Origin of the sequence: Streptomyces sp. NBC_01390, from assembly GCF_045040105.1 — a bacterium.
Classification (GTDB): domain Bacteria; phylum Actinomycetota; class Actinomycetes; order Streptomycetales; family Streptomycetaceae; genus Streptomyces.
This window is the reverse complement of record NZ_CP109551.1, coordinates 9,006,553-9,018,477: the sequence shown is the minus strand read 5'-3', so window position 1 is coordinate 9,018,477 and position 11,925 is coordinate 9,006,553. Positions and strand designations below refer to the sequence as shown.

Annotated in this window: 9 protein-coding genes; 2 read left to right on the top strand and 7 right to left on the bottom strand. The window is 69.9% G+C overall.

Annotated features, from left to right (window positions below):
* Window positions 1-67 precede the first annotated feature (67 nt).
* The 6 genes from OG241_RS40505 to dxr all read right to left on the bottom strand — a co-directional run bounded on the left by OG241_RS40505 (window position 68) and on the right by dxr (window position 7,761).
* Entirely contained in the window at window positions 68-1,774 is a 1,707-nt protein-coding gene (locus OG241_RS40505) for a proline--tRNA ligase (RefSeq protein ID WP_405822774.1), read from the bottom strand.
* 91 nt (window positions 1,775-1,865) lie between these two features.
* A complete protein-coding gene (locus OG241_RS40500; RefSeq protein WP_405822772.1) occupies window positions 1,866-2,441 on the bottom strand; it encodes a GNAT family N-acetyltransferase in 576 nt (191 codons plus the stop codon).
* Window positions 2,442-2,549: 108 nt separating this feature from the next.
* Window positions 2,550-3,404 carry a GNAT family N-acetyltransferase gene (locus OG241_RS40495; protein ID WP_405822771.1) on the bottom strand — a complete coding sequence of 285 codons (855 nt, stop codon included), beginning with the start codon at window positions 3,402-3,404 and terminating at the stop codon, window positions 2,550-2,552.
* 434 nt (window positions 3,405-3,838) lie between these two features.
* Complete coding sequence (ispG, locus tag OG241_RS40490) at window positions 3,839-4,996, bottom strand: flavodoxin-dependent (E)-4-hydroxy-3-methylbut-2-enyl-diphosphate synthase (protein WP_405822769.1); 1,158 nt, start codon at window positions 4,994-4,996, stop codon at window positions 3,839-3,841.
* Between the two features lie 192 nt (window positions 4,997-5,188).
* The gene (locus OG241_RS40485; protein ID WP_405826702.1) at window positions 5,189-6,481 is read right to left on the bottom strand and encodes a M50 family metallopeptidase; all 1,293 of its coding nucleotides are present in this window, start codon (window positions 6,479-6,481) and stop codon (window positions 5,189-5,191) included.
* 8 nt (window positions 6,482-6,489) lie between these two features.
* Window positions 6,490-7,761: a 1-deoxy-D-xylulose-5-phosphate reductoisomerase gene (gene dxr, locus OG241_RS40480; protein ID WP_405822768.1), complete on the bottom strand. Its 1,272-nt coding sequence runs from the start codon at window positions 7,759-7,761 to the stop codon at window positions 6,490-6,492.
* A gap of 154 nt (window positions 7,762-7,915) precedes the next feature.
* On the opposite strand from dxr, the gene OG241_RS40475 reads away from it, so the two are divergent.
* Window positions 7,916-8,368: a lamin tail domain-containing protein gene (locus OG241_RS40475; RefSeq protein WP_405822766.1), complete on the top strand. Its 453-nt coding sequence runs from the start codon at window positions 7,916-7,918 to the stop codon at window positions 8,366-8,368.
* A 113-nt stretch (window positions 8,369-8,481) separates the two neighbouring features.
* Here OG241_RS40475 and OG241_RS40470 read toward each other — a convergent pair whose 3' ends face one another.
* On the bottom strand, window positions 8,482-10,461 hold the full coding sequence (locus OG241_RS40470; protein ID WP_405822765.1) for an acyl-CoA dehydrogenase family protein: 1,980 nt from the start codon (window positions 10,459-10,461) through the stop codon (window positions 8,482-8,484).
* Between the two features lie 407 nt (window positions 10,462-10,868).
* Between OG241_RS40470 and OG241_RS40465 the strand changes: the two genes are divergently transcribed.
* A complete protein-coding gene (locus OG241_RS40465; protein ID WP_405822763.1) occupies window positions 10,869-11,882 on the top strand; it encodes a LacI family DNA-binding transcriptional regulator in 1,014 nt (337 codons plus the stop codon).
* Window positions 11,883-11,925: the final 43 nt, after the last annotated feature.

Below are 11,925 nucleotides of genomic sequence, written 5' to 3'. Positions count from 1 at the left end.
GTCCCCGAAGGTGGGACGTGACTCTGTGTCACGTCCCACCTTCGGGGACCGGCCTGCGAGAGGTTTCTCAGGCGGTGGCGGTCAGGCGGGCGATTGCTTCCTCGACCGTCAGTTCCTCGCGCTCGCCCGTCCGGCGGTCCTTCAGTTCGAGCACGCCCTCGGCCGAGCGGCGGCCCGCCACCAGGATCTTCGGTACGCCGATCAGCTCGGCGTCCGTGAACTTGACGCCCGGGGAGACGCCGGCGCGGTCGTCGACCAGGACGCGGGCGCCGGCCGCCGCCAGCTTGTCGGAGACGTCCAGGGCCAGTTCGGTCTGGAGGGCCTTGCCGGCGGCTACGACGTGGACGTCGGCCGGGGCGATCTCCTTGGGCCAGCACAGGCCCTGCTCGTCGGCGTGCTGCTCGGCGAGGGCCGCGACCGCGCGGGAGACGCCGATGCCGTACGAGCCCATGGTCACGCGGACCGGCTTGCCCTGCTGGCCGAGGACGTCGAGGCTGAGCGCGTCGGCGTACTTGCGGCCGAGCTGGAAGATATGGCCGATCTCGATGGCGCGGTCCAGCTTGAGGCCGGTGCCGCAGGCCAGGCAGGGGTCGCCTTCCTGGACGACCACGGAGTCGATGTACTCGTCGACCTCGAAGTCACGGCCGGCGACGACGTTCTTCGCGTGCAGGCCGTCCTTGTTGGCGCCGGTGATCCAGGCGGTGCCGGGGGCGATGCGCGGGTCGGCGAAGTAGCGGACCTTCTCCAGGCCCTGCGGGCCGACGTAGCCGCGTACGAGGTCGTCGCGGCCCGTGAAGTCCTCGGCGGTGACGAGCTCGACGGCGGCGGGCGCGAAGTGCGCCTCGACCTTGCCCAGGTCGACCTCACGGTCACCGGGGACACCGATCGCGACGATCTCGCCGTCCACCTTGACGAGGAGGTTCTTGAGGGTGGCCGACGCCGCCACGTTCAGGTACGCGGCGAGTGTCTCGATGGTCGGGGTCTCGGGGGTGGGGATCTCCTCCAGGGAGGGGACGGCCGAGCCGTCGACCGGCTGGAGCGCGTACGTGATCGCCTCGGTGTTGGCGGCGTAGTCGCAGTTGGGGCAGTCGGCGAAGGTGTCCTCGCCGGCGGCGGCCGGGGCGAGGAACTCCTCGGACTTGGAGCCGCCCATGGCGCCCGCGGTGGCGGCGCAGATGCGGTAGTCGAGGCCGAGACGCGCGAAGATCTTCTGGTACGCCTCGCGGTGCAGGGCGTACGACTTGGCGAGGCCCTCGTCCTCCGTGTCGAAGGAGTACGAGTCCTTCATCAGGAACTCACGGCCGCGCAGGATGCCGGCGCGCGGGCGGGCCTCGTCGCGGTACTTGTTCTGGATCTGGTAGAGGATCACGGGCAGGTCCTTGTAGGACGTGCACTGGTCCTTGACCAGGAGGGTGAAGATCTCCTCGTGGGTCGGGCCGAGGAGGTAGTCGCCGCCCTTGCGGTCGTTGAGACGGAACAGCTCGGGGCCGTACTCGTCCCAGCGGCCGGTCGCCTCGTACGGCTCCCTCGGCAGCAGGGCGGGGAGGGTGACCTCCTGGGCGCCGATGGCGTCCATCTCCTCGCGGACGACCCGCTCCACGTTGGCCAGGACCTTCTTGCCGAGCGGCAGCCAGGACCACAGACCTGCGGCGGTACGACGCACATAACCGGCCCTGACCAGCAGCTTGTGGCTGAGCACCTCGGCGTCGGCCGGGTCGTCACGCAGTGTCTTGACCATCAAACGGGACATGCGCTGGACCTGGGCCTGGGCCATGATTCTCGACTCCTGCTGCGTAAGGGTGATGGCAGGAGGTTAGCCGGGGGGTGCGGGGCGGTGGAAATCGGTGCGCCCGAGGGGGCCCGGCCTAGCGGCGGCGCAGCGGGAGCGGGGCGCCCATCACCGCGTACGGCTTCGGGGCGCTGGGGAAGAGGACCTGGCGGGCCAGGTCCTCGTACCCGAGGGAGTGGTAGAGGCCGCGGGCCGGGCTGTCGGTGTCGATCGCGGAGAGGATCGATCGGGGTTCGGCGGCGCCGTCGGTGATGGCGGTGATGAGGGCGCGGCCGACGCCGATGTTCTGGAAGGTCGGGTGGACGTGCAGTTCGGTGATCACGAAGGAGTCGTCGAGCCAGGCGTCGTGGCCCTGCCTGCGCAGATACGGCTCGACGACGGTGGACCACCAGTGCGTACGGTCGTTCGGCATGCCGTACACGAATCCTGCGAGCCGTCCCTCGGGAGTGGTCGCGCCGAGCGCGCGGGCGCCCGGGTAGCTCAGATGCCGCAGGACGATCTGCCTGCGTACGGCGACCTCGTCGGCGCCGAGTCCGAACGCCACGGCCTGGACGGCGAGCGCCTCGTCGACCCGGGCGGCCAGGTCGAGGGAGCCTACGACCACGTCGTGGGGGCGGGAGTGACGGTGGCCCTGACCGGGGAAGCGCGGCATGTCGGGAGACTACAGGGGGTGCGGGGGCCGTTCGGCGGGAGCGGGGCGGATGTGGCCGAGCCGCGTCCCCCGGGATCGCCAGGGATCGCCAGGACGACGGCGGTCGTATCAGAACAGGACGCTCATGAACGCTCCGACCTCCTGGAAGCCCACCCGCAGATAGGTCCGGCGGGCCGGGGTGTTGAAGTCGTTCACATACAGGCTGACCACGGGGGCCACGTCCGCGAGGGCGTAGCGCAGTACGGCCGCCATGCCGGGGGCGGCGAGTCCGTGGCCCCGGTATTCGGGGGCCACCCACACGCCCTGGATCTGGCAGGCCTGCGAGGTCGCGGCGCCGATCTCGGCCTTGAAGGCGACCCTGCCGTGCTCGTCGAGACGGGCGAAGGAACGGCCGGAGCCGACCAGTTCGGCGACCCGGGCCTGGTAGAGGAGGCCGCCGTCACCGGCGAGTGGCGAGATGCCGACCTCCTCGGTGAACATCGCCACGCACGCCGGCATGATCGTCTCCATCTCGTCCTTGCGGACGCGGCGGACGTACGGATCCGGGGCGACGAGAGAGGGGTCGGGCAGCCGGTCGGTGACCATGAGGGGCTGGTGGCGGCGGACCTCGCGGGCGGGGCCCCAGCTCGGTTCGAGCAGCCGCCACAGCTGGGTGGTGGCCTCGGCGGGGCCGACGATGGAGGAGCAGCGGCGGCCCGCTCGTCTGGCCCGGTCGGCGAAGGCGCGTACCGCGCGGGGGGTGGCGCAGATCGGGACGAGGTTGGCGCCCGCGTAGCAGAGGCTGGTGAGCATGCCGTCCTCGTACCAGCCCCACATCTCGCCGCCGAGGCGCCAGGGGTCGAGGCCGGCCACCTGGACCCGGGACGTCACGAAGGCGTTGGCGACCGGCTCGCGGCCGAGGACGGCGAGCGCGGCGTCCAGGTCGCCCGGGTCGAGCACCCGGGAGGTGGTCTGCGTCAACACGTACGGGGCCTCACCAATGCGGTCTGCTGATCCCCGCACTGTACCTGCGGAAGCTGGGCGGCGTCGTCCTGTGGGTGCCGCTCGCTTGTCGGTGAGCGTTGACCTGGGTGGCCGTCCCTGGGGGCTGCCGCCCCCAGACCCCCGCTTCGGCCCTGAAGGGGCCTCGTCCTCAAACGCCGGACGGGCTGGAGGTGTGCGGCCGGCGCTCAGAGTGACCGGCCGACCCTGTTGGGGCGCGGCCCGGCACCATTGGGGCCCGGCTCGGCACTGTTGGGGCGCGGCCCGGCACTGTTGGGGCGCGGCCCGGCACTGTTGGGGCGCGGCCCGGCATTTTCAGCCCGTCCGGCGTTTGAGGACGAGCGCGTTCAGCGCGGAAGCGGGGGTCTGGGGGCGCAGCCCCCAGGGATGGGACGGGTAGGGGCGGCGGGGGCGAGTCAGCCCGCGACCGACACCGAGGGCTCGCCGGAAGCGATGCCGTCCTGCTCCATCTGTTCGGCGATTTTCAGCGCCTCCTCGATCAGGGTCTCCACGATCTTCGACTCGGGGACGGTCTTGATGACCTCGCCCTTCACGAAGATCTGGCCCTTGCCGTTGCCGGAGGCGACGCCGAGGTCGGCCTCGCGGGCCTCGCCGGGGCCGTTCACCACGCAGCCCATGACCGCGACGCGCAGCGGAACCTCCATGCCCTCCAGGCCGGCGGTGACCTCTTCGGCCAGCTTGTAGACGTCGACCTGGGCACGCCCGCACGACGGGCACGAGACGATCTCCAGGCCGCGCTGGCGGAGGTTGAGGGACTCCAGGATCTGGTTGCCGACCTTGATCTCCTCGACCGGCGGAGCCGACAGCGAGACGCGGATCGTGTCGCCGATGCCCTCGCTGAGCAGCGCGCCGAAGGCGACGGCCGACTTGATGGTGCCCTGGAAGGCGGGACCGGCCTCGGTGACGCCGAGGTGGAGCGGGTAGTCGCAGGCCGCCGCCAGCTGGCGGTAGGCGTTGACCATGATCACCGGGTCGTTGTGCTTGACAGAGATCTTGATGTCCCGGAAGCCGTGCTCCTCGAAGAGAGACGCCTCCCACAGCGCCGACTCGACGAGCGCCTCAGGCGTCGCCTTGCCGTACTTCTGGATGAGCCGGCGGTCCAGCGAACCGGCGTTCACGCCGATGCGGATCGGCGTGCCGTGGTCCTTGGCGGCGCGCGCGATCTCCTTGACCTGGTCGTCGAACTGCTTGATGTTGCCGGGGTTCACCCGGACCGCCGCGCAGCCGGCCTCGATCGCGGCGAAGACGTACTTCGGCTGGAAGTGGATGTCGGCGATCACGGGGATCTGCGACTTGCGCGCGATGGTCGCCAGCGCGTCCGCGTCGTCCTGCGTGGGGCACGCCACCCGCACGATCTGGCAGCCGGACGCCGTCAGCTCGGCGATCTGCTGGAGTGTGGCCCCGATGTCCGACGTACGTGTCGTCGTCATCGACTGCACCGACACCGGCGCGTCTCCGCCCACGGCCACCGAACCGACCTGGATCTGTCGGCTCTTCCGGCGTTCGGCGAGCTTGGTCGGAACGGTCGGCATGCCGAGAGAAATCGCAGTCATCTGCTGTGCAACCCCAAGTTGTGGTTCAAGGTCCGGTCCCGTGAACAGCGGGCTCCAGGCTTCGAGATTACGGCACGCGCCCAGGCCCGAGCACCTCCCGCACCTAAACCCACTCATTGGGGAACGGCCGGGCACAGGGGGTTGTCCCCACTGTGCCCGGCCGTCACTGACGCCGCCGCGAACCCCGTATGGCTAGGAGATGCGCACCGGGTTAACCACGTCCGCCACCAGGACCAGGAGCGTGAAGCAGATGAAGAGTCCCGCCACCACATAGGCGACCGGCATCAGCTTCGCCACGTCGAACGGACCCGGGTCCGGGCGCTTGAGCACCTTCGCCGTGTTGCGTCGCAGCGACTCCCACACGGCGCCCGCGACATGGCCGCCGTCGAGCGGCAGCAGCGGGAGCATGTTGAAGAGGAACAGGGACAGGTTGAAGCCCGCCACCAGCATCAACGCCATCGCCAGCTGCTGCGTGGGCGGGATGTCCAGGGTGAAGATCTCACCGCCCACGCGGGCCGCGCCGACGACGCCCATCGGGGAGTCCGGCGCGCGTTCGCCGCCGTCGAAGGCCGCGTTCCACAGGGCGGGGATCTTGCCGGGCAGGCTCGCGATGGAGTCGACGGCCTCACCCATCCGGTCGCCCATCCAGGTCACCGAGTCGCCGAAGTCCTGGCGGACGATGCCGGTGGCCGCGCCGAAGCCGAGGAAGCCGGCCGTGACGTACTGGCCCTGGACGATCTGCCCGCTGGAGTCCTTCTTCGCCACCTGGTTCGAGGCGATCTTCGCGTGCAGGGTGACCTGCTCGCCCTTGCGGTCGACGACGATGGCCACGTCCTTGCCGGGGTTGGCGCGGATCTCGTCCGAGAGCTTGTTCCAGGCGTCGACCTGGACCCCGCCGAAGGAGAGGATCTTGTCGCCCGCCTTGAGGCCGGCCGCCGCGGCCGGGGAGGCCGCGTCGGTCTTGAGGCACTTGTCGCGGCCCTCGCTCTGCGCGATGACGCACTGGGAGACGGAGGCGACAGTGGTGGTCTGCTGCGAGACCCCGAAGCCCATCAGGACCGTCAGGAACAGGGCCACCGCGAGGATCAGGTTCATGAACGGGCCCGCGAACATCACGATGACGCGCTTCCACGGCTTGCGCGTGTAGAACAGGCGCTTCTCGTCGCCCGGCAGTATCTCCTCGAAGGACTGCGCGCGGGCGTCCTCGATCATTCCGCGCCAGGGGGAGGTCGAGCGGGCCTCTATGCGGCCGTCCGGGCCCGGCGGGAACATTCCGATCATGCGGATGTAGCCGCCGAACGGGATCGCCTTGAAGCCGTACTCGGTCTCACCCTTCTTGCGCGACCAGATCGTCGGGCCGAAGCCGACCATGTACTGGGGTACGCGGATGCCGAAGAGCTTCGCCGTGGAGAGGTGCCCCAGCTCGTGCCAGGCGATCGACACCAGTAGGCCGATCACGAAGACGACTATGCCGAGGATCATCATCAGTGCCGTCATGCACGGGCCTCCGCCGCTTGCTGTGTCTTCGTCTGTTGTGTCAGTTCGCGGGCCCTCGACCGCGCCCAGGACTCCGCTTCAAGGACGTCCGCGACGGTCAGGGAAGTTCCCGTACGAGGGGTGCCGTGCTCCTCGACCACCCGGGTCACGGTCTCCATGATTCCGTTGAACGGTAGCCCGCCGCTGCGGAACGCCTCCACGCACTCCTCGTTGGCCGCATTGAACACCGCGGGGGCCGTGCCCGCGAGCTGCCCCACATGCCGGGCGAGGCCGACCGAGGGGAAGGCGTCGGTGTCGAGCGGGAAGAACTCCCACGTCGAAGCCTTGCTCCAGTCGAACGCGGGCGCCGCGTCCGGTACGCGCTCCGGCCAGCCGAGGCCGATCGCGATGGGGCCCCGCATGTCGGGGGGCGTGGCCTGGGCCAGTGTCGATCCGTCCGTGAACTCAACCATCGAGTGGACATACGACTGCGGGTGCACGACCACCTCAATGCGGTCGAAGGGAATGTCGTAAAGGAGGTGTGCCTCGATCACCTCCAGGCCCTTGTTCACGAGCGTCGCGGAGTTGATCGTGATCACCGGGCCCATCGCCCAGGTGGGGTGCGCCAGCGCGTCCTCGACCGTCACATCGGCCAGCTGTGCCTTCGTACGGCCGCGGAAGGGGCCGCCGGACGCCGTCACCACGAGCTTGCGCACATCGGAGCGGGTGCCGGCCGCCAGGGCCTGGAACAGGGCCGCGTGCTCGGAGTCGACCGGGATGATCTGGCCCGGTCGGGCGAGCGCCTTGACCAGCGGGCCGCCGACGATGAGCGACTCCTTGTTGGCGAGCGCGAGGGTGCGGCCCGCCTTCAGCGCGGCCAGGGTGGGGGCGAGGCCGATGGAGCCGGTGATGCCGTTCAGCACGGTGTGGCAGGCGCCTGCGGCGAGGTGGGTGGCCGCCTCCGGTCCGGCGAGGAGCTCGGGGAGCGGCTCCCCGGCGCCGTATCTGGCGCTCAGCGCCTCGCGCAGGGCCGGTACGGCGTCCTCGCGGGCCACCGCGACCGTGCGTACGCGCAGCCGGTGGGCCTGCTCGGCGAGGAGCTCCACCCGACCGCCGGCGGCGGAGAGCCCGGTGACCCGGAAGCGGTCCGGGTTGCGCAGCACGAGGTCGATGGCCTGGGTGCCGATCGATCCGGTGGAACCGAGGATCACCACGTCCCGCGGACCGCCTTCGGCGACGGGGTCGAAGACGACGTGCGGGTCAGCGAGTGGGGCTGGACTGTCGGTCATCTCTCCATTGTGGCCGCTGCCACCGACAGTGAGGACAGGGCGTCCCTCGGGTGAGTGTCCATAAGTGAAACCCACATACAGATCATGTGATAACACTTCTTCCCTGACCGGTGGACGACCGGTCAGTCGTGGACGAAATCCTGGGGGGATCTCGATGCGCATCCGACGTACTGCCCTGCCCGCGCTCGCGGGCGCCGTGGCCCTGACCGGCGCGTTTCTCAGCACTCCGGCCGAGGCGGCCGGCGGTGTGGTCATCCGGCACGTGTGGTTCGACAGTCCGGGCTCGGACACCGGTTCCAACGCCTCCCTCAACGGGGAGTGGGTGGAGATCAAGAACACCAGTTCGGCGTCCATATCGCTCAGGGGCTGGATCCTGAAGGACGTCGCCAATCACAAGTACACCTTCGCCAATCTGAAGATCGGCGCGGGCAAGACCATGAAGATCCGCACCGGCAAGGGCACGGACACCGCGGCGACCAAGTTCCAGAAGCGTTCCTGGTACGTCTGGAACAACACCAGCGACACGGCGATCCTGACGAGAGCGAACGGGTCGAAGGTCGACGACTGCAAGTGGACGACCAGCGACCCGAGCGACAAGTGGTGTTAGCTCCGCTGGATGGGCGGTTCTTCGTCCGCGGGTAGTGGGGGCTTGTCGCGCCCACGTGGCGAAGCCGCAGTTCGGCACAGCCCCGCGCCCCTTTCGGGGGCGCGGGGGACACGTCAGCGGATGGGCCGGTGGACGTTCTCCCGTGTCGTGGGGCCGGGTGTGGCGTCCGCGATCCAGGGGCCGTCTCCGGAGAGGTCCACGACGCCCTCCTCCAGCCAGGTGTACGTGCCGGCGAGGACGCCCCTGACCACCGCGCGGTCGATACCGTCGGTGTTGGTCCACAGGCGGCCGAAGAGTTCCTCTACGCGGATCCGGGCCTGGCGGCAGAAGGCGTCGGCCAGTTGGTAGGCCTCGTGGCCGTTCTGGCCCTGGGCGCGCAGGAGTTCGGCGCGTACACAGGCCGCGCTCATCGCGAACAGTTCGGCCCCGATGTCGACGATCCGGCCGAGGAAACCCTGCTTGGTCTCCATCCGGCCCTGCCAGCGGGACATGGCGTAGAAGGTGGAGCGGGCCAGCTTGCGGGCGCCGCGCTCGACGTACCGCAGGTGCGGGGACAGGTCGACCTCGTGCTTGAACTCGCCGTAGGAGTTCGGGAGTTGACCCGCGCCCGCGACGAGCTTCGGCAGCCACTTGGCGTAGAAGACACCGGCGTTCGCGCCCGCCCTCGCCTTGTCCGGCAGCGACTTCTCGGGGTCGATGAGGTCGCCCGCGACCGTCAGGTGGGCGTCGACCGCCTCGCGGGCGATCAGCAGGTGCATGATCTCCGTCGAGCCCTCGAAGATGCGGTTGATGCGGAGGTCGCGCAGTATCTGCTCGGCGGGGACCGCCCGTTCCCCGCGCGCGGCGAGCGACTCGGCGGTCTCGAAGCCGCGTCCGCCGCGGATCTGGACGAGTTCGTCGGCCATCAGCCAGGCCATCTCCGAGCCGTACAGCTTGGCGAGGGCGGCCTCGATGCGGATGTCGTTGCGGTTCTCGTCGGCCATCTGGGAGGAGAGGTCGAGGACGGCTTCGAGAGCGAAGGTGGTGGCCGCGATGAAGCTGATCTTCGCGCCGACCGCCTCATGCAGCGCGACCGGCCTGCCCCACTGCTCCCGTACGCCCGACCACTCGCGGGCGATCTTCAGGCACCACTTCCCGGCGCCCACGCACATCGCGGGCAGCGACAGCCGGCCCGTGTTCAGGGTCGTCAGGGCGATCTTGAGGCCCGCGCCCTCGGGGCCGATCCGGTTGGCGGCCGGGACACGCACCTGGTGGAGGCGGGTGACGCCGTTCTCCAGGCCGCGCAGGCCCATGAAGGCGTTGCGGTGCTCGACGGTGACGCCCTCGGAGGCGGTCTCGACGACGAACGCGGTGATGCCGCCCTTGTGGCCCTCGGACTTCGGCACCCGGGCCATGACGACGAGGAGGTCGGCGACGACTCCGTTGGTCGTCCAGAGCTTCACCCCGTCCAGGACGTAGTCATCGCCGTCCGGGACCGCGCTGGTGGCGAGCCGTGCCGGGTCGGAGCCGACGTCCGGTTCCGTCAGCAGGAACGCGGAGATGTCGGTGCGGGCGCAGCGCGGCAGGAACTCGTCCTTCTGTTCCTGGGTGCCGAAGAGTTTCAGCGGCTGCGGTACGCCGATCGACTGATGGGCGGAGAGCAGCGCGCCGAGCGCCGGGTTCGCGGAGCCGACCAGGGCGAGCGCCTTGTTGTAGTACACCTGGGTGAGGCCGAGGCCGCCGTACTTGGTGTCGATCTTCATCCCGAGGGCGCCGAGCTCCTTGAGCCCGTTGATCACCTCGTCCGGGATCCGGGCCTCGCGCTCGATACGGGCCGCGTCGATCTTCGTCTCGCAGAAGTCGCGCAGCCGGGCGAGGAACTCCTCGCCGCGCCGCGCGTCCTCGGCGGCCGGGAGCGGGTGCGGGTGGATGAGGTCGAGCCGGAAGCGGCCCAGGAACAGCTCCTTGGCGAAGCTGGGCTTCTGCCACCCCTGCTCCCGGGCGGCCTCCGCCACCTGACGGGCCTCCCGCTCGGTGACGGTGGGTTTTGCCGTGGGTTCGGCTGTGGGGTCGGGCGTGGGGTCGGCGGTGGGTTTGACTGGGCTTGCGGACATGAGGCACACCTCGCCGCGAATCGGGATCTTGAGGACCGTACGTTACTGATCGGTGCTACTCGATCGTTGGTACCCGATTCCGGGCGACCTCACCAGTCCTCGCGCGGCCGTAGTCCGCGCCGGGAGCCGACGGCCTTCGCCCTGTTCCGTCTGGTTCCACGGGCTGACGCCCGCGTAGTACTGGGGACGTCGTTTCGCGCAGGCACTCCCCAGTGGCCGCCGACGGGTGCGAAAGTGGCCCTCCTGGCCGAAAAAGCTCCGCAAATCGGAGTCGAAGCGCTTCGACAACATATGGACACCCACCCGTGGTGGCGTTACTGTCGTTCCACCCCTCACTCGCTGTTATCTGTTGCCGATATCCGTCACGCGCACTGTCGAAGCGCTTCACACAATGCTTGGAGAGCTGGATGGTCACCCTCGCCGAGGTCGCCCAGCACGCCGGAGTCTCGGCGAGCACGGTGAGCTATGTCCTCAGCGGCAAGCGGTCCATCTCCATGGGCACCCGGCAGCGGGTGGAGCAGAGCATCCAACAGCTCGGCTACCACCCGAACGCGGGCGCCCGGGCGCTGGCGAGCAGCCGTTCCAACATCATCGCCCTGATGGTCCCGTTGCGTACGGACATGTACGTGCCGGTGATGATGGAGATCGCCATCGCGGTGGCGACCAGCGCCCGCACCCACGGGTACGACGTGCTGCTGCTCACCGGCGAGGAGGGCCCCGACGCCGTGCGCCGCGTGACCGGCAGCGGGCTCGCCGACGCGATGATCCTGATGGACGTCGAACTCGACGACGAGCGGCTGCCGTTGCTGCGCGGGACGGACCAGCCGTCCGTGCTCATCGGGCTGCCGGCCGCCACCGAGGGCCTGACCTGCGTCGACCTCGACTTCGGGGCCACGGGCGCACTGTGCGCCGAGCACCTCGCGCAGCTCGGGCACCGCGACATCGCTGTCATCGGCGAGGCGCCCGCGGTCTACGAACGGCACACCGGTTTCGCCGAGCGCACGCTCGACGGACTGCGGTTCCGGGCGCGGGAGTTGGGCATGCGGGTGCTGCACCGGCCGTGCGAGGGCGGGTACGACGCGATGACGGTGACGCTCGCCCGGATCTTCGACGAACGGCCGGGCACCACCGGCTTCGTCGTGCAGAACGAGTCGGCGGTCGAACCGCTGCTCGCGCTGCTGCGCCAGCAGGGGCGGGCGGTGCCGGAGGACGTGTCGGTCATCGCCGTCTGCCCGGACCAGGTCGCCACCCAGGCCTCGGTGCGGCTGACGTCCGTCGCCATTCCCGCCCAGGAGATGGGGCGCCGCGCGGTGGAACTGCTGATCGCCAAGCTGGAAGGGCACGGGAGCGACGAAGTCGCGCTGATCGCGCCCGAGTTGACGGTGCGGGCCAGTACGGGGCCGGCCCCCGCCACTTCCTGAACCGGTCGTTTCCCGGGCCGGTCGCCTGCCGGACCGGTTGCCT